The 17,793-nt window shown below is 68.7% G+C and carries 13 protein-coding genes; 5 read left to right on the forward strand and 8 right to left on the reverse strand.

Features of this window, described 5'->3' with window-relative positions; genetic code table 11:
- Window positions 1–35 precede the first annotated feature (35 nt).
- Entirely contained in the window at window positions 36–1,403 is a 1,368-nt protein-coding gene (locus ACTWQN_RS21005; protein ID WP_443205225.1) for an Hsp70 family protein, read from the reverse strand.
- A 287-nt stretch (window positions 1,404–1,690) separates the two neighbouring features.
- On the opposite strand from ACTWQN_RS21005, the gene ACTWQN_RS21010 reads away from it, so the two are divergent.
- The 3 genes from ACTWQN_RS21010 to ACTWQN_RS21020 all read left to right on the forward strand — a co-directional run bounded on the left by ACTWQN_RS21010 (window position 1,691) and on the right by ACTWQN_RS21020 (window position 6,494).
- On the forward strand, window positions 1,691–2,974 hold the full coding sequence (locus ACTWQN_RS21010; RefSeq protein WP_443205226.1) for an IniB N-terminal domain-containing protein: 1,284 nt from the start codon (window positions 1,691–1,693) through the stop codon (window positions 2,972–2,974).
- Between the two features lie 164 nt (window positions 2,975–3,138).
- A complete protein-coding gene (locus tag ACTWQN_RS21015; protein WP_443205227.1) occupies window positions 3,139–4,950 on the forward strand; it encodes a dynamin family protein in 1,812 nt (603 codons plus the stop codon).
- Window positions 4,947–6,494 (forward strand): dynamin family protein, encoded by a 1,548-nt coding sequence (locus ACTWQN_RS21020; RefSeq protein WP_443205228.1) that lies wholly within the window; start codon window positions 4,947–4,949, stop codon window positions 6,492–6,494. The genes ACTWQN_RS21015 and ACTWQN_RS21020 overlap by 4 nt, the downstream gene beginning before the upstream one ends.
- A 179-nt stretch (window positions 6,495–6,673) precedes the next feature.
- On the opposite strand, the gene ACTWQN_RS21025 is transcribed toward ACTWQN_RS21020, so the two are convergent.
- The 6 genes from ACTWQN_RS21025 to ACTWQN_RS21050 all read right to left on the reverse strand — a co-directional run bounded on the left by ACTWQN_RS21025 (window position 6,674) and on the right by ACTWQN_RS21050 (window position 13,520).
- A complete protein-coding gene (locus tag ACTWQN_RS21025) occupies window positions 6,674–8,122 on the reverse strand; it encodes a catalase (RefSeq protein WP_443205229.1) in 1,449 nt (482 codons plus the stop codon).
- Window positions 8,119–8,619, reverse strand: coding sequence for a Fur family transcriptional regulator (locus tag ACTWQN_RS21030; protein ID WP_443205230.1), 501 nt, complete (start codon window positions 8,617–8,619; stop codon window positions 8,119–8,121). Before ACTWQN_RS21030 ends, ACTWQN_RS21025 begins: the two co-directional genes overlap by 4 nt.
- Window positions 8,620–8,932: 313 nt before the next feature.
- The gene (locus ACTWQN_RS21035; RefSeq protein WP_443205231.1) at window positions 8,933–10,408 is read right to left on the reverse strand and encodes a gluconokinase; all 1,476 of its coding nucleotides are present in this window, start codon (window positions 10,406–10,408) and stop codon (window positions 8,933–8,935) included.
- 47 nt (window positions 10,409–10,455) lie between these two features.
- Window positions 10,456–10,884, reverse strand: a complete 429-nt coding sequence (locus ACTWQN_RS21040; RefSeq protein WP_443205232.1) for a Uma2 family endonuclease — start codon at window positions 10,882–10,884, stop codon at window positions 10,456–10,458.
- 303 nt (window positions 10,885–11,187) lie between these two features.
- The gene (locus ACTWQN_RS21045; RefSeq protein WP_443205233.1) at window positions 11,188–12,255 is read right to left on the reverse strand and encodes an aspartate-semialdehyde dehydrogenase; all 1,068 of its coding nucleotides are present in this window, start codon (window positions 12,253–12,255) and stop codon (window positions 11,188–11,190) included.
- A complete protein-coding gene (locus tag ACTWQN_RS21050) occupies window positions 12,255–13,520 on the reverse strand; it encodes an aspartate kinase (protein ID WP_443205234.1) in 1,266 nt (421 codons plus the stop codon). Before ACTWQN_RS21050 ends, ACTWQN_RS21045 begins: the two co-directional genes overlap by 1 nt.
- A gap of 273 nt (window positions 13,521–13,793) precedes the next feature.
- Here ACTWQN_RS21050 and ACTWQN_RS21055 point away from each other — a divergent pair, with 273 nt between their 5' ends.
- Both ACTWQN_RS21055 and ACTWQN_RS21060 read left to right on the forward strand, forming a co-directional pair.
- Window positions 13,794–15,035: a putative hexosyltransferase gene (locus tag ACTWQN_RS21055; protein WP_443205235.1), complete on the forward strand. Its 1,242-nt coding sequence runs from the start codon at window positions 13,794–13,796 to the stop codon at window positions 15,033–15,035.
- A gap of 146 nt (window positions 15,036–15,181) precedes the next feature.
- Window positions 15,182–15,805 carry a nitroreductase family protein gene (locus ACTWQN_RS21060; RefSeq protein ID WP_443205236.1) on the forward strand — a complete coding sequence of 208 codons (624 nt, stop codon included), beginning with the start codon at window positions 15,182–15,184 and terminating at the stop codon, window positions 15,803–15,805.
- Window positions 15,806–15,998: 193 nt separating this feature from the next.
- Here ACTWQN_RS21060 and ACTWQN_RS21065 read toward each other — a convergent pair whose 3' ends face one another.
- A complete protein-coding gene (locus tag ACTWQN_RS21065) occupies window positions 15,999–17,696 on the reverse strand; it encodes an adenine deaminase C-terminal domain-containing protein (protein WP_443205237.1) in 1,698 nt (565 codons plus the stop codon).
- Window positions 17,697–17,793 lie beyond the last annotated feature (97 nt).

The following is a 17,793-nucleotide window of genomic DNA, read 5'->3' on the forward strand; positions in this document are numbered from 1 at the left end:
GTCCTTGTCATCCCGATCGATCGGCGGCATCCAGATCAACTGCGCATGTGCTGGATCGCGCTCAGCACGCCGCCGACCGAGGCATTGGGCCAGAAGTAGGTGAGCAGCAGGCCGCCGATGATCAACACGGCGGCCACCGACAACTTAATGATCTTCATCCGGCGCGCGCGGTCCTCATCCGGCGGGTCCAGCGGCATCGGCTCCACGTCGATCGGCGGTCGCGGTGCCGCCGCCAACTCCTCGTCGAAGTCCTCGAACGAATCGTCGGAGCCTTCGATGCGCATCAACACGCTCGTCTCGGCCACCGAGCCCTGGTCGGTGTCGGTCGACAAGACCTGCACCGCGGCCAGCGACGCACCGCTGGCCGCCGCCAACTCGGGCGCGACGTCGACCAGCGGAGGTTTCTGCAACCGCTCGCCCACCAGCTGTTTCAGCAGCGGGGTGCGCGCGGTGCCACCGGCCAGCACGACCACGTCGAGATCGTCCGGCGACAACGTCGCCGACTGCACCGCCTGCACGATCAGCTCCGGTACCCGCTCCAGGTGCGGGCGGGCGAGCTGCTCGTACCGCGAGCGGGACAGTGCGAACTCGGTGCGAATGCCGGGCAGCTCCACCCGCAGCTGCACACCCGGTTGGTGCGACAGCGCTTCCTTCGCCCGGACGCACTCCGCGCGCAGGTGCGCGAGGGCGGCCCGCTGGTTGAAATCGGAGAGGTCCATCGCATCCAGCCGATCACCGAACTCGGCGCGCACCGCGGCGAAGATCTCGTCGTCGAGGTCCTGGCCGCTGGGATGGTCGGCGTCCAGCGGTGGGCCGACCAGCTCGAAGCCCTGCCTGCGACGCCGCAGCACCGTCGCGTCGAAACCGCTGCCCCCGACGTTGCCCACCACGATCGGCTCGTGCTCTTCGACCCGCTGCTTGGCCGCGTAGTCCAACGCGACGGCCACCGGTTCGGGCACCATCGTGACGTCGGACAGCCCGAGCTGGGCCAATGCCTGGTGGACCAGGTGGGTGCGGTGCGGACCCCAGCTGGCGCTGTGCGCGACGGCGATGTGCTCGGCCGGATGCCCCTGCCGGTGCGCGACGGCATCGGCGACCCACTCGATCATGGTCGCCACCAGCCGCTGCGCCGGGATGAACTCGCTGCCGACCAGCAGCGGCAGATCGTCGCCGAGCCGTCCGGTGAAGCCGCGCACCACCCACTCGTGATGGGTGAGCTCCTGTCGCGCGGCTGCCTCGCCCGCTACGAACGACCCGTCCTGGACCTTGCACAGCACGGTCGGCACCACTGGACCGGCGGCCAGCGGGACCGGCGCGGCCGCCACCCACCGACTGCCGTCGCGGCGGGCAATGGCAGCCGTCGTCGCCGTCGCGCCCAGATGAATGCCCAGGACGTAAGGCATGCAATCCCTTCGTGTACCGAACCGACCACCATCAGGCGATGCCCGCGGTGGCGCAGGGTGGACACAATTTAGCGTGCATCCAGTTACTCACAGGTTCCGGATGCCCTAACCGACCCCCTAATGGGCCACCTCCCCGGTCCCCTAATAGGTGCCCGGATAACTAGGAGTCGTTCCCGATGGCAGGGGGGTCCCCCGTCTCTACTGTGATCAACACGGCAGTGAGGGACCGGACGACCTCACTCGGAATACACCCAGCCGAGTACCGCTGAGCATCGGGAGGCCCAAGGATGGTGAACCCTCAGCAAGCGACTGGTCGGGCCGAGTCCTCCATCTCCGACCCCGGGACCCACTCCGCTGCGGGCCTGCCGGACCAGCCGACGCTGTACGAGTTCCTCACGCGCCTCGTCAGCGACCCGGCCGCCCGGTCGGCCTTCGACGCTGATCCGCAAGCCACGCTGGATCAAGCCGGACTCGGGGGCATGACCGCGACAGACGTCCTGCAAGCCACGTCGCTGGTTCTCGACTACGCGCCGGTCGAGGTCGTCACCGCGTACGACCGCTCATTCCAGAGCAGCGTCGAGAAGTTCGCTGCGAGCACCCAGCACGTCGCGATCAACCAACTGCATCCCGCACATCCATTCGAGCAGGAAGAACAGAGCATGCTGCAGAGCACCCCCGCCCAGCCCGCTGACTTCGGCAAGTCCAACGACGTCGACGCCACGCTGCCGGCCCCGGCTCCGGCCACGTCGCACAACGTCGACATCGACATCGAGAACACCGACTCGAACAACCTGATCAGCATCCACGACGTGGTGAGCGGCAACAACATCGGCAACGACAACATCGTGGCCAGCGTCGTGGGCAACACCGTCGGCCAGGTCGGCGACAGCCTCGACCTGTCCAGCGCCACCAACGTGGTGGGCGACCTGACCTACGGCACCGTCACCCAGGTCAACGAGACCGCGACGCACGTCTTCGACACCAGCGTCGACCTGGCCGCTGGCGCCGGCACCGTGGTGCACGGTGACGTGACCAACGTCGTGGACAACTCGGTGAACCTCGACGTGCTGAACGTCGTCAACGACGCTCCGATCGTCGGCGACCTCACCGCCAACGTCACCAACCTGGTCGGCAACGTGGCCGGTGGCGACCTGATCGGCGGCGACGTGATCGGTGGCGTGGTCGGCGACGTGACCGGTGTGGTTGGCAACGTGCCGATCGCCGGTGACCTGGTTGGCAACGTGGCCGGTGGCGACCTGATCGGCAACGTGACCGGTGTCGTGGGCGGCGTGGCCGGCAACGTGCCGGTCGTCGGTGACGTGGTCGGCGGCGTGACCGGTGGCGACGTCAACGTCCTCCCGGTCGACGACGTGACCTCGGCCCTGCCCCTCGACGACGTGACCTCGGTCCTGCCGGTCGACGACGTCACCTCGGCCCTGCCGGTCGGCGACGTGGTCTCCCACCTGCCCGCGCCGAGCGACCTGCCGGTTGCTGGCCCGATCGTCGGCGAGACCGTGGAGGACGTGGCGGGCTCCGTCACCTCCGCGCTGCCGCTGGACGGCCTGCTCTGAACGCAGTGAGCAACTGAATGCCGGGATCCGCGCAACTGCGGATCCCGGCATTCTTCGCATTTCGCACCAATCCCGGACCTTTTTGACACTCCGGGTGATGTTGCAGGCATGAGTTCAGCCGGTTGGGTTTATCTATCGGCTGCGGCACTGCCACAATCGACGCCGTGATCGAGACGGCGTTGGTAGAACTGATCGATCGCGCGACTGCCGAATGTGCCGAGCAGCAACGCGCTGATCTGCACGGCCGGCTGCGGCAGATCCGCACCCGCGTGCTCGACCCAACGCAGCTCGTGCTGGTCGTGGGCGAGTCGAAGCAGGGCAAGAGCGCGCTGGTCAACGCCATCGTGAACGCACCGGTGTGCGCCTCCGGCGACGACGTCACCACCCTCGTGCCCACCCTCGTCCGGCACTCCGACGAACCGACCGCGCTGCTCATCGAGCACGAACCCCAGCACGGACCGGCCGCCCTGGACCGCATGCCGGTGCCCATCGAGCGGGTCCGCGAGCACCTCGAACACGCCATCGCCCAGGGCCGCCCGGTCACCCGCGGCGAAATCGGCATCCCCCGCGCCGTGCTGCAGAACGGTCTCGCGCTGATGGACACCCCCGGCGTCGGCAGCGTGTCCTCCTCGCTGACCGCTACCACGCTCGCCGTGATCGCCGAGGCCGACGCGCTGCTGATGGTCTCCGACGCCACCCAGGAACTGACCACCAACGAGCTCACCTTCCTCAAGCAGGCCACCGCGCTGTGCCCGAACGTCGCGCTGGTGCTGCCCAAGATCGACCGCACGCCGCACTGGCGCCGAGTGCTCGAAGTCAACCGGAAGCACCTGGACAACGCCGGTATCTCCGCCAAGATCTTCCCGGTGTCGGCGAACATCCGGATGCGCGCGATGCAGACCAAGAACACCAACCTCAACGTCGAATCCGGCTTCCCACCGCTGCTGGAATTCCTCAAGACCGAGATGGCCGGCAAGCACGAGCAGCTCACCCGCCGACTGGTCGCGCACAACGTCTCCGAAGCGCTCACCCAGATCAACGATGCGCTGCGCGCCGAACTCGTGGCGCAGAACCCGCGCACCGCCGCCGAAACCCTGGTGGAGCTGGAAACCGCGCAGCGCCGCGCCGAAGACCTCAAGCGCGTCTCCAGCCGCTGGCAGAAGACGCTCAACGACGGCATCTCCGAGATGTTCACCGACATCGAGTTCGACTTCCGGGAACGCAGCTGGGCGGTGCTGCACCAGGTCAGCGAGATGTTCGAAACCGCGGATCCGCTGGAGGTCTGGGAGGAATTCCGGGACTGGCTGGCCGCCCGGCTCACCGACGCGATCACCGAAACCTTCGAGTGGCTGCAGCAGCGCCAAGAGCGGCTCGCCGAGCAGGTCGCCGACGAGATGCTGACCCAGTACACCGGGGTGCTGCCGGACCTCAACCGCGTTCGCCCGCCGGACCCGCTGGACGAGGTCCCGGAACCGAAGCTGCCGCCGGGCTCCGACTACAAGCGCCTCGACCAGTTCCTCACCGGGCTGCGCGGCTCCTACGGCGGCGTGCTGATGTTCGGCCTGATCACCACCATGGCGAACCTGCCGCTGATCAACGTGGTGTCGATCTCGGCGGGCGTGCTGCTGGGCACCAAGAGCCTCAAGGAAGACAAGGACATGCGGCTGCGTCGCCGCCAGGCCGAGGCCAAGAGCTCCGTCCAGCGCTACGTCGAGCAGGTCATCTTCCAGGTGAACAAGGAGGCCAAGGACACCATCCGAGGCATTCACCGGGGCCTGCACACGCACTACACGGGCATCACCGAGGATGCCCAGATGGAGATCAGCCGGGCCATCCAGGAGATCAAGCGATCCGCCGAGCGCAGCGCGGTGGACCGCGACCAGCGGGCCAGGGAGATCCGCCAGAAGCTGGAAGACCTCACGGTGCTGCGGCGGCGGGTCAGCCTGCTGACCCAAAACCGGATCACCGCGGCATGAGCACCGACGCGCTGCTGGAACGCGCCCGCGGGCTGCTGATCCGCACCATGACCTTCTACCGGGACGATCCGCGCACCTCGACCTGGCTGCGCGGTCGCCTGGAACGGCTCGGCCAACCGTTGCGCATCGCCGTCAGCGGGCGGGTGAAGGCGGGCAAGTCCACGCTGATCAACGCCCTGGTCGGCGAGGAGCTCGCGCCCACCGACGCCGAAGAGCGCACCCAGGTGAACACGTTCTACCAGTACGGGCCGGAACCCAAGATCTTGATCCACACCCCGCACGGCGCGGTGCAGAACGTCCCGGTGACCACATTGGACGCTGGCACCATCCGCGACCTCCAGCACTGGCGGCCCGACGAAGTGGCCCGGCTGGTGATCGAGTCGCCGACGCCGGGACTGCAGGCCATCACCCTGATCGAAACGCCCGGTGTCGCGTCGGCGGCGGTCCAGGAAACCGGGCGGTCGGCGCTCGCGCAGATCCTGTCCGAAGCCGATGCCGTGCTCTACCTGACGCGGTATCCGCGGCAGACCGACCTCCAGTTCCTGCAGTCGGTCAACGAACTGCAGACGGCCCGCTGCGTACCGATCAACACGATCGTGGCGTTCTCCCGCGCCGACGAGACCGGCAGCGGCGGCCCGGAAGGGTTGCAGGGCGCCGAACGGATCGCCGAGCGCTACCGCAACGACCCCACGCTGCGGTCCTTCGCGCAGCACCTCATCCCGGTGATCGGGCTGCTCGGGCAGGCTGTCGCGACGATGACCGACGAGGAGTTCACCGCGCTGGGCAACCTGGCGCGGCTGTCCCAGAACGACCTCGACGCGCTGCTGCTGTCCGCGGACCGGTTCGTCAACAGCACCGGATTGCAGTCGACACCGGGACCCGTTCGGCAGCGACTGCTGGAGCGGTTCGGGCACTTCGGCGTCGAGCGCGCGCTGACGCTGCTGCGCAGCGGCGTGACCGCGCCGAAGGACCTGCGGGCCGCGTTGCTCGACGAAAGCGGCATGAACATGTTGCAGGAGGCCGTGCACCAGCAGTTCGTGGAGCGGCAGAACGCGTTGCGGGCGCGATCTGCGCTGCTGGCCGTCGACATGGTGCTGCGCGCCAATCCTCGGCCCGGGGTGCAGCAGTTGCTCGGGGAGTTCGAACGGCTGCTGGCCAACGCGCACGAGTGGAACGAGCTGCGGCTGCTGTCGGCGTTGGATTCCGGGCAGGTGCGCTTCGCCCGGCCGCTCCAGTCGGAGGCCAAGCGGCTGCTCGGCGCCTTCGGCAGCGCCCCGCACGCGCGGCTGGGTCGGGACGAGACCACCTTGGAAGTCGATCTGGCCGACGAGGCGGCCGCCGCGCTGTCGCGCTGGCGCGAGCAGTCGGTCAACCCACTGCACGACCGGACGCACCGCGAAGCGGTTCGGACCGTGCTGCGCAGCTGCGAACGCCTGATCATGCACCAAGTCCACAACGCCCAACACCCGCAGCAAGCGCAGCGACAGCGCACGCACAACCCCCAAACCGGACAGCACTCCACCGGCACCCACTCCCGCCACTGAACATCGCGGGATTTTCCAGGTGAAGGGCACCTTTGACCGGCATAGTCGGTCCAAGGTGCCCTTCACTCTTCACCGCATGGGGTGATCGACGACGTGCGGAGGCCCGGGGCGCGTTTTTGGCGCTCCCGGGCCTCCGCGGGTGGTGGGTTGTCGCAGTCAGTTGTGGTGGGGTGCGGGGGTCAGCCCTGGACCTTGTCGGCGATCTTGTCGCCGGTGGCCTTGTCGACGTTGCGCCAGTACTCCAGCGCCCGCTCCAGGACCGGCTTGCTCACGCCGTGGGAGAGGTGGCCGGAGACGTTGTTGACGAACCGGGCCCGCTCCTCGTCGTTGAAGACGTTGCGGACCATCGCACCCGGCTGGCCGAAGTCGTCGTCCTCGGCGTGCAGCCGGTACGCCGAGCGGATGACTTCCTGCTCGATGCCGGTAGCCGTGTCATCGGTGCCGTAGGAGGCGTCGGCGTGCGGGCCGCCGTAGGAGTTCGGCGCGTAGACCGGATCACCCACACCGAAGCTGAAGCGCATCTGGCCGTCCTTGGCGTAGCTGTTGACCGGCGCGACGGGACGGTTGACCGGCAGGTCCATGTAGTTGGTGCCGATCCGGTAGCGGTGCGCGTCCGGGTAGGAGAACAGCCGACCCTGCAGCATCTTGTCCGGCGACACGCCGATGCCCGGCACCAGGTTCGACGGCTCGAACGCGGCCTGCTCGATCTGCGCGAAGTAGTTCTCCGGGTTCCGGTTCAGCACGAACTTGCCCACCTTGATCAGCGGGTAGTCGCCGTGCGGCCACACCTTGGTCAGGTCGAACGGGTTGAACCGGTAGTCCGCGGCTTCCTCGAACGGCATGACCTGGACGTACAGCGTCCAACTCGGGTGCTCGCCGGTGGAGATGGTGGTCCACAGGTCGCGGATGTGGTGGTCGGCGTCCTCACCGGCCAGCCGGTCCGCCTCGGCCTGGGCCAGGAACGCGTGGCCCTGGTCGGTCTTGAAGTGGTATTTGACCCAGAACTTCTCGCCCGCCCCGTTGATCCACAGGTAGGTGTGCGAACCGTAGAGGTTCATGTTCCGCCAGGTCTTCGGGATGCCCCGGTCACCCATCAGCCAGGTCACCTGGTGCGCCGACTCCGGGCAATTGGTCCAGAAGTCCCACTGCATGTCGTTGTCGCGCAGGTGGTTGTCGGCGCGGCGCTTCTGGGAGCGGATGAAGTCCGGGAACTTGATCGCGTCGCGGATGAAGAACACCGGGGTGTTGTTGCCGACGAGGTCGTAGTTGCCCTCGGTGGTGTAGAACTTCATCGCGGTGCCGCGCGGGTCGCGCCAGGTGTCCGGCGAACCCAGCTCACCGGCGACCGAGGAGAACCGGATCAGCGTGTCGGTCGTGGTGCCCGGCTGGAACACCGCGGCCTTGGTGTACTGGCTGACGTCCTCGGTGACCTCGAAGAAGCCGAACGCGCCGCCGCCCTTGGCGTGCACCACGCGCTCCGGCACCCGCTCGCGGTTGAACTGGGCGTTCTTCTCGATCAGGTAGTGGTCTTGGAGCAGGATCGGGCCGTTTGAACCAGCGGTCAGCGAGTGATCGTCGCTGGCGACCCGGATACCGGCGTTTGTCGTCGTGGGGCGTGCCGAACTCACGATCGTCCCTCCTCGTGGTGGTGGCGGCGGTCCTCCGGCGAGGTTGCCGAGGATCGACAATCAGGGCAGAACCCCCAGAACACGACCTCCGCTTCGTCCACCTCGTAGCCCGCGGTGGTCGATGGGGTCAGGCACGGGGCGGGCCCGCGGACGCAGTCGACGTCCTCGGTCCGCCCGCACCCGCGGCACACCAGGTGGTGGTGGTTGTCGGCGGTTCGAGTCTCGAACCGGGCCGGATGCCCGGCGGGCTCGATCCGGCGCAGCAGCCCAGCGTTGCCGCACGCGTTCAGCACGTCGTAAACGGCCTGTGTGGACACCGAACCGAGCTGCCCGCGCACTGCGGTCGCCACCTGGTCGGCGGTTGCGTGTGGATGGCCAGCCAGCCATCGCAGCACCGCCAGGCGCGGTTTGGTGACCCGGAGACCGGCAGCCCGCAGCCGCTCGCGCGGGTCGTCCGCGTTGGCGGTGTGCTTGCCGTTGGTCGTGCTGAGGGTCATAGCGCCGCCAAGTATGCCACCCATAGATTGGAACGAGTCAAGAAAACACCCAGGAGTGTGTTTCCCGCCTCATCCGACCGCTAGCCTGCGCGAACGGCCACTCGACGAACGCCGGGGGCAAGCGCAGCGCCTGTCGTTGATCTTGCCTCGAAAGCGGCGCGGCCGCTCAATTCGCCCGTGCGACCACCGCCGCAGGGGCCTCGCGGTCGCCTCGCGAAGACCGCCCGACGTGGTGCAGGTGGCCTGCTCGATGTCCGGGATCCCGAAGTTGGGACGGCGCGCCCGCACCGCCACCCGAACGAACAAGACGAGCTCAGAGCGGCAAGTCGCGCAGTGCGCGGTGCAGCTGATCGACCAGCGGTCGGCGGCGGGCCATCAACCGCGCGGCGGCCGGGTCCGGGGAGATCTTGCCCTCCGGCGCCACCAGCTCGGCGGCGTGCTGGAGCGAGTCGAACTCACCGAGCGCTCGCCAACCCAACAGCACCGCGCCGAGCCCGGACCCGCCGCTGCCCGCCGCCAACTCCAGGTCGATGTCGAGCGCGGCCGCGATCGCATCGGCCCACACCCGGCTCCGGAAGCCGCCACCGGTCGCGCGGACCGCTCGCACCTCGGCCCCGGAATCGGCCACCGCGTCGCGCACCAGCGCGAGCTGCTGCGCCACGCCTTCGACCACCGCGCGGGTCATCTCGGCACGGCCGTGCGAGCGCCGCAGCCCCACGAACGAGCCGGTCAGACCGGGTTCCCACCACGGGGCCCGCTCACCGAGCAGGTACGGCAGGGCCATCAGCCCGTCCGCGCCCGCAGGCACCTCCAACGCCTCGTCGAGCAGGTCGGAGACGTCGACCCCGAAGGCTTCCGAAGCCCACTGCCCGACCACACCTCCGTTGCTCACCGCCCCACCGATCACCCACAGACCGTCGGACATCGCGTAGCTGAACGTCCGGCACCGTTCGTCCACACCCGGCTGGTCGCGGGTCACCCGCAGCGCCCCGCTGGTGCCCAGCGACAGCGCGGCCACGCCGGGGCTGACCGCACCGACCCCGAGGTTGGCCAGCGGACCGTCGCCACCGCCGAGCACCACCGGCAGCCCTTCCCACAGTCCAACAGCCTTGGCCACCTGCGACTTCAGCGGCAAGGTGTCCGTCGGCGCGTGGATCTCCGGCAGCTGATCGGCACGCACGCCCGCGACCTCCAGAGCGGGCCCGTGCCATCGCAGCGTCGCCATCTCCTGCAAGCCGCTACCCGAACTCAGCGAGTACTCGGTGACCAGCTGGCCGACGAAGGCCGCGACCACGAAGTCCTTCAGCGCGCACCAGCGCACCACGTCGCGCGTCAGGTCGGGGCGGCTCCCGGTCAACCAAGCCAACTTCACCATGACCGACTGCGTGTGCACCGGAGTCCCGGTGGCCTGGTGCAGGGCGGCCGCGGCGTCCCAGTCGGACCGCAGCCGCTCGGCGACCTCGGCCGCACGGGTATCCGCCCAGTTGAAAGCCGGGGTGGCCGGTTCCCCGGCCGAGTCGAGCCCGACCAACGTGTGCATCGCGGTGCTGAACGAGAGCCCGGCAACCGGGTGGTCGTGCTCATCCGCCCAAACCACGCATTCCGCCAACGCCTCGATCGCCGCGTCCCGGACCTGGACCGCGTCCTGCACGGCCTCGCCGGACTCGTCGGTGCGCAGCGGGTATCCGCGCTCGGTCTGGTGCAGCACCCGAGCATCGCTACCCGCCGCGACGACCTTCGTCGCCGTGGTACCGAGATCGATGCCGAGGACGACCGGGGCATGGCTCATGCCCCAAACCTATCCGCCGGACACACGCCCGAACGTCGGAGTCCTGCTCAGCTCGATGGTCGCCCTGCTCGCCGAGCAAGGGCATCGAGATCGATGTTCACCGCGAACGGAACGTCCGTCGAAAACGTACCGGTGCCACCCCAAGCAACTTCGTAAAGCCCGTCGACGAGTTGGTATTCGGTCAGTGCGACAGGACCATCGAGCCCCACGACCCAGTAGAACGGAATGCCTGCTTTGGCGTACTCGAACATTTTCAGGACACGATCGGTTCGCCCTGAACCCGGCGACACGACCTCGATTGCCACCGCTACGTCTTTGGCGTGCAACCGGTTCGGGTTCTGGTCGATCAAGCTGCTCGACGCGATCACAACATCGGGTACACGCAACGTAGGGGGCCACCCCAGGGTCACCACGACCTCGACGTCCGGAATCGCCTCCCAGTCCGAGGCGAGCTGTCGGTTGAGCGCGGATAACAAGTGCGCCTACGACGCGCTGGTACAAGCTGGAAGCTTTCGGGGTCACGTGGAGGACACCTTCCTGAAGCTCGTAGCGCCGCGAGTTGTCCTCGGGAAGCTCGTCGAACTCCGCCAAGGTCAACACATGGTCGGGCCAGGTCATCACGGACATGCCTCCACTATCGGCCGAATCGAACAGGCATTTGAGCCGCGCAGCGAACAAACACACGTTCGAGTGGAATAGGGCCGCGCTTCACTCAGAACGCCAAGGGCGCCTTCCTCCTGTGGCCAGGAAGAAGGCGCCCTTGGCGGACCCGAGTCAGGTCACTGCGCGAGGGTTTCGGCGATTTCGTAGGTGTTCAGCGCCGCGCCCTTGCGGAGGTTGTCGCCGCAGACGAAGAAGTCCAGCGTGTTCGGGAAGTCCAGCGCCTGCCGGACCCGGCCCACGAAGGTCGGGTCGCCGCCGACGACACCGGCCGGGGTCGGGTACACACCGCGGTCGTGGTCGTCCTGCAGCACGATCGTCGGCTGCGCCTCGAACACCCGGTGCGCCCGCTCGACGGTCACCTCGCGCTCGAAGGTGGCGTGCACCGCCAGCGAATGCGTGGTCACCACCGGCACCCGCACGCAGGTGGCGGACACCTTCAGGTCCGGGATCCCCAGGATCTTGCGGGACTCGTTGCGGACCTTCAGCTCCTCCGAAGTCCAGCCGTCGTCCTTGCGCGAACCCGCCCACGGCACCACGTTGAGCGCCAGCGGCGCCTTGAACGGCGTCTCCTCCGGCAGTCCTGCCGCGGCCAGCGCCTCGGCGACGTCCCCGGCGCGCGCGCCGACTCCCTTGCCCGCCACCGCGGCGATCTCCGCGTACAGCCGGTCGATGCCTTCCTGCCCGGCACCCGAAGCCGCCTGGTAGGACGAAACCACCAGCTCGCGAAGGCCGAACTCGCAGTGCAGCGCACCCAACGCGGCCATCATCGACAGCGTCGTGCAGTTCGGGTTCGCGATGATCCCCTTGGGCCGCTCGTGCACCTTCGCGGCGTTGACCTCCGGCACCACCAGCGGCACGTCGGGATCCATCCGGAAGGCGCCCGAGTTGTCCACCGCGATGGCACCGCGCTCGGCGGCCACCGGCGCCCACTGCGCGGAGATCTCGTCCGGCACGTCGAACAGCGCGATGTCCACCCCGTCGAACGCCGTCGGCGACAGCTCCACGACGGTGCGCTCCTGGCCGCGCACGGTGATCTTCTTGCCCGCGGACCGCGCGGAGGCGATCAACCGGATCTCGCCCCACGGCACCGACTCGCGGTGGTTGATGATGTCGATCATGACGGTGCCGACCGCGCCGGTAGCACCCACGATTGCCAGCGTCGGTGCCTTCTTCTCCTGGGCCATCAGCGGCCACTCCCCGCGTACACCACGGCCTCCTCGTCGCCACCGAGCTCGAACGTGTCGTGCAGGGCACGCACCGCGTCGTCGAGCTGGGTGTCGCGGATCAGCACCGAAATCCGGATCTCCGAGGTGTTGATGATGTCGATGTTCACCCCGGCATTGGACAGCGCCTCGCAGAACGTCGCGGTGACCCCGGGATGCGAGCGCATTCCGGCGCCGACCAGCGAAACCTTGCCCACCTTGTCGTCGTAGACGACCTGCTCGAAGCTGACCTCGTCCTTGATCTTCTCCAGCTCGGCGACCGCCACCGCCCCGTTGCTGCGCGCCACCGTGAAGGTGATGTCGGTCAGCCCGGAAGCGCTGCTGGAGACGTTCTGCAGCACCATGTCGATGTCGATCTCGGCGTCGGCGACCACGCGGAAGATCCGCCCCGCGACCCCGGGGTTGTCGGGCACACCGCGCACGGTGACCTTCGCCTCCGACCGGTCGTGCGAGACGCCGGTGATCATCGCCTGTTCCACGGCAAGGTCCTCCACTGAGCCGGACACGATCGTTCCGGGCTTGGGCGAGTAAGAAGAGCGGACGTGCAACGGCACGCCGTAGCGGCGGGCGTACTCGACGGCCCGCAGGTGCAGCACCTTGGCGCCGGTGGCCGCCATCTCCAACATCTCCTCGTAGGAGATGCGTTCGAGGTGCCTGGCGTTGGGCACGATGCGCGGATCGGCCGTGTAGACGCCGTCGACGTCGGTGTAGATCTCGCACACGTCGGCGTTCATCGCGGCGGCCACCGCCACCGCGGTGGTGTCCGAGCCGCCGCGGCCGAGCGTGGTGATGTCCTTGGTGTCCTGGGAGACGCCCTGGAAGCCCGCGACCAGCACGACCTGGCCCTGCTCCAGCGCCTCCTGCACCCGACCGGGCGTGACGTCGATGATCCGGGCGTTCTGGTGCGCCGAGGTGGTGATCACGCCGGCCTGCGAGCCGGAGAACGAGCGGGCCTCGGCGCCGTGCGCCTCGATCGCCATCGCCACCAGGGCGTTGGAGATCCGCTCCCCTGCGGTCAGCAGCATGTCGAGTTCGCGCTCCGGCGGCGCCGGGTTGACTTGTTTGGCGAGGTCGAGCAGCTCATCGGTGGTGTCGCCCATCGCCGAGCACACGACGACCACGTCATTGCCCGTCTTGCGAGTCTCGACGATGCGTTCTGCGACCCGTTTGATGCGCTCAGCACTTTCGAGTGAGGAACCGCCGTACTTCTGGACGACGAGCGCCACGTGAAACAAACCTCCTCGACCCGTGCGGCCGTCCCGGGTGCGGGTTGTCCCCGCACTGACACCGAGTGGACGAAGGGGCGCCGGCACACCGCTCGGCGGGCCGACAACCCCGCGACCGGGCAGTGAGCAGCGTCGGCCTACCTGGCCGAAACGGCCTTCTACCAGGTCGCTCCGCTGCCGGACTAGCCTACCGAACCGACACCGCCCGACCCCAATCAGAAAAGCCACCACTACGCTGTTGGACGCGATTGTCGACAAGAGCGGAGGACCCGGTTGTCCACCACTCCAGGAGCGATCGAGCCACCCGTTCGCAGCGTCGGAAACACCGCCGCTACGCAGCGGAAACAACCGAGCTCCGGGCTGCTGGACCGGGTTCGTCCGGGCTCGCCGCGGCAGCACCGGCTGATCATCGCAGCGGGGCCCGCTGTGGTGTACCTCGCAATCCGGTTGGTCGGGTTGCTGGTGCTGGCGTGGCTGTCGGCCGCCAACGACGAGGCGCTGATCGACAACCTCCGCGCCTGGGACGGGCAGTGGTACCTGGAGATCGCCGAACACGGCTACGGCGGGGTCAACCCGAACATGGTGGACGGTTTCGGGAACCGCTATCCGGAAACGCCGCTGGCCTTCTTCCCCGGCTACCCGCTGTTGATCACTGCGCTGTCCTGGATTCCGGGCAGCGCAGTGACCGGTGCGGCGATCACCGCGAGTCTGGCCTGCGGCGTGGTGGCCGCCTACGGGCTGGCGCGGTTGGGGCGTCACGTCGGTGGCTCCGACGGAGTCGGGCTGCTGCTGGTCGTGCTGTTCGCGGCGGCTCCGATGTCCGTGGTGCTTTCGATGGCCTACTCGGAGGCGCTGTTCTGCGCCCTGTCGATCTGGGCGTTGATCGGGATCATCGAGCGGAACTGGTTGCTGGCCGGGCTGTGCTGCGCCGGGGCAGGGCTGGTGCGGCCGACGGCCGCCGCGCTGATCGGGGTGGTCGGGCTCGCCGCGCTGATCGCGATCGTGCACCGCCGCGACAGCTGGCGCCCGTGGCTGGCGCTGGTGCTCGCGCCTGCCGGGATGCTGCTCTACATCGGCTGGGTCGGATGGCAGACCAGCAGCCTCACCGGGTACTTCGCCCTCCAGCAGCGGGGTTGGTCGTCGGCGTTCGACGGCGGGGTGGCCACCGGGAAGTTCATGATCGAGTCGCTGACCTCGGACAAGTCGGTGCTGGAGACGTTCACGGTGTGGATCGTGCTGGCCGCGCTGGTGCTGATGGTGCTCTGCCTGCGGCAGCGGATGCCGTGGCCGCTGGTGGTGTTCGCCGCTGCCGTGCTGGTGCTGGATCTGGGCTCCGACGGGCTGATGTATTCGAAGGTCCGCCTGATACTGCCCGCGTTCCCGCTGCTCATTCCGGTGGCGATCGGGTTGTCACGGCGGCGGACGACGACGGCGGTGACCACTGCGGTGCTGCTGGTGTTCTTCGGCTCCTGGTTCGGCGCCTATTCGCTCACCGCCTGGGACTACGCGATCTGAGCCGTTGGAACGGCACTCCGCGGTGATCGGGCCTGAACGGGTCGTGAGCGGGTTGCCGGGGCCGGTTGCGCACGAGCGAGTGGTTGGGCTGTGGACATCGGAGCTCGCGGTAGCCAGACTCGCCAGCAGCAAACCAGGAGGTGCCCGTGACTGCTGAGGAATACGCGGTCGAGATACCGGCGAGCAAACCGGCGGAGACTTCGGTGCCGCTGCACCCGCTGCTGGCCGAACGGTGGAGCCCGCGTGCTCTGGACCCGGCGACGACGGTGAGCGATCAGCAGTTCACGGCGCTGTTCGAGGCGGCCAGGTGGGCGCCTTCGTGGGGCAACACCCAGCCCGCCCGCTACGTCGCGGGACGGCGCGGCGAGGCCACCTTCGACCGGATCCACGGCACCTTGTCACGCGGGAACAAGGGGTGGACCAGCGACGCCGCGGCGTTGGCGATCGGGATCGCGCAGGTGGTCGGCGAGGACGGCGAGCCGATGCAATACGGCGAGTACGGATTGGCGCTGGCGACCCAGAACCTGGTGCTGCAGGCGGTGGCCGAAGGGCTGTACGCGCACCAGATGGCCGGGTTCGACCGGGACGCCGCGCGCGCCGAGTTCGGCATCCCGGTCGAGTACGAGCCGATCATCGCGATCGCCGTCGGCGCCCTGGGCACGCTCGACGGGATGCCGGAGCGGTTGCAGGAGAAGGAGCTCCGGCCGCGCATCCGCAAGCCGTTGTCCGAGCTGGCCTTCACCGACACCTGGGGCGAACCGCTGTTCTGAGCAGATCCGCTCAGTTTCGCGAGAGCTTGCGCGGCCTGTCCTTGCGCTCGTCCTGCGTGCTGCCTCGGGTGGTGGTGTTGGCGCCCTAGCCCGGGATCGTGAGCGAAGGCGCCCTTTTCACTCGCGGCCAGTCAGGACATCGGCAGGTGATGGGACGTCATTTCCGCCACGAGTCGAAAACTCCGACGGGCCGTCAGTGGCAGCAGTCGAGGACCTGGGGAGTCCAGTCGCGGGCGAGGACGTCGACCAGGCCGAGGTCGGTGATCTTGACGCCGGGCGAGACCGCGAGGGTCAACGTGGAGACGCTCATGAACGGGTTGGCGTGCCGCCAACCCCAAGCCTCAAGCGCCTCGCGCACTCGGCCGGAGCCCGCCACGACCTCCGCCGTCGGCTTCGCCGACATCACCCCGCCGACCTCCAGCGGCAACCGGGCCGCAACGCCACCGGCGCGCGCGACCGCCACCCCTCCGTCGTCGGCGAGCACCGCCTCCGCGGCGGCTCGCATCGCGGGCCGCGAAGTCCCGATGGTGACGAAATTGTGGCTGTCGTGGGCATATGTGGTGCTCAAAGCCCCGTCATCGAGGGACATTCCGACCACCGGCACGCAGGACGTGTTCGGCCGCCCGTGGCGGTTGCGCACCCACAGCAGCGCGACGTGCCCTTCCCAGCGCACCTCGCCGTCGACCACGTCGAGCGACACCTCGGCCGCCTCGGTGAACGTGTCGACCGGATTCACCCGCAGCGCGCGGAACCCGTGCCGCCCGTCGGGCAGGTCGAGCCGCCAGCGGAACTCCGCCGGCCCGAGCTCGGAAACTCGCACGGAACCGGCGAACGGATGCCCACTCACGTCCGGCTCCGGGTAGGTGGCCGCGCCGCCACGCGCGACCACCGCACCGCCCGCGAGCACGGTGTCCACTGCGAAGTCGGCCAAATCCCCGTCCAGCAGCAGCAAGTCGGCCCGCTTCGACGGCGCGACGACACCTCGGTCGTACTTGCGCAGCCGCTGCGCGGGGTTCCAGGTGAGCGCGCGCAGCGCGTCCAGCGGCGGCAGACCGGCCGCGACCGCCGTCCGTCCGATGTGGTCCAGGTGGCCCTTCGCGGCGATGTGGTCGGCCGCGAGGTCGTCGGTCACCAGGCACAGCGGCGGCAGCAGCGGCAACGCCCGCAGCGCCGACACGACCTCCGGGAGCAGGCATTTCTCCTGCAACATCACGGTCATGCCGAGCCGCGCCTTCTCCACCGCGACCTCGGGGGTGTTCTTGGTGTGGTCGGAGTCGATGCCGGTGGCGAGGTACCTGCTGAGCTCTTCGCCGGAGAGGTTCGGGCAGTGCCCGTCGAGGATGGTGCCGCGCTCCCGCGCAACCCGCACGATCTCGTGCATCCGCTGGTCACCGGCCACGACGGCGCGGTAGTCCATCACCTCGGCCAGCGCGGAAATCCCTTCCCACCCCAGCAGTTCGTCGATGTCCTCCGGATCCAGGTGCGCACCGGAGTGCTCCATCCCGGCCAGCGCGGGCACGCACGACGGAACGCCCCACAGCTGGGTCTGCGGACTGCGGTTGCCGTCCGCGATCATCCAGCGCATCGCCGCTTTCCCGGCCACGTTGACGACTTCGTGCGGGTCGGCCAGCACCGTCGTGGTGCCGCGCGGCAGGGTCAGCCGGGCGAAGGCCGCCGGGGTGGTGAAGGAGCTCTCGATGTGCAGGTGGGCGTCGACGAAGCCCGGCACGACCAGTTTGCCAGTGGCGTCGATCACCTCGTCGGCGTCGGCCCCGGCGCCGGGTGGCACGACACCGCTGATCACCTCGCCGGTCACCAGCACGTCGGCTTCGAAGATCTCGCCGGTGAACGTGGACACCACGCGTCCACCGGTGATCCGCAGGTCAGTCACGCCAAGGCTCCTCATGGCTCGTCCGATGAGCGGCACGGCCGCTTTCCGCACCCGCGCCGCTCGCCCCGCCGGGTGCTGCGATTCCACCACCGAGCCG

Origin of the sequence: Saccharopolyspora antiqui, assembly GCF_052246905.1 — a bacterium.
Taxonomy (GTDB): Bacteria; Actinomycetota; Actinomycetes; order Mycobacteriales; family Pseudonocardiaceae; genus Saccharopolyspora.

What these genes read in the sequence shown, in the direction of transcription:
- ACTWQN_RS21010 (WP_443205226.1), top strand. Translation starts at nt 1,691, where the DNA reads ATGGTGAACCCTCAGCAAGCGACTGGTCGGGCCGAGTCCTCCATCTCC.
- ACTWQN_RS21035 (WP_443205231.1), bottom strand. Translation starts at nt 10,408, where the DNA reads ATGAGCCATGCCCCGGTCGTCCTCGGCATCGATCTCGGTACCACGGCG.
- ACTWQN_RS21020 (WP_443205228.1), top strand. Translation starts at nt 4,947, where the DNA reads ATGAGCACCGACGCGCTGCTGGAACGCGCCCGCGGGCTGCTGATCCGC.
- ACTWQN_RS21005 (WP_443205225.1), bottom strand. Translation starts at nt 1,403, where the DNA reads ATGCCTTACGTCCTGGGCATTCATCTGGGCGCGACGGCGACGACGGCT.
- ACTWQN_RS21045 (WP_443205233.1), bottom strand. Translation starts at nt 12,255, where the DNA reads ATGGCCCAGGAGAAGAAGGCACCGACGCTGGCAATCGTGGGTGCTACC.
- ACTWQN_RS21030 (WP_443205230.1), bottom strand. Translation starts at nt 8,619, where the DNA reads ATGACCCTCAGCACGACCAACGGCAAGCACACCGCCAACGCGGACGAC.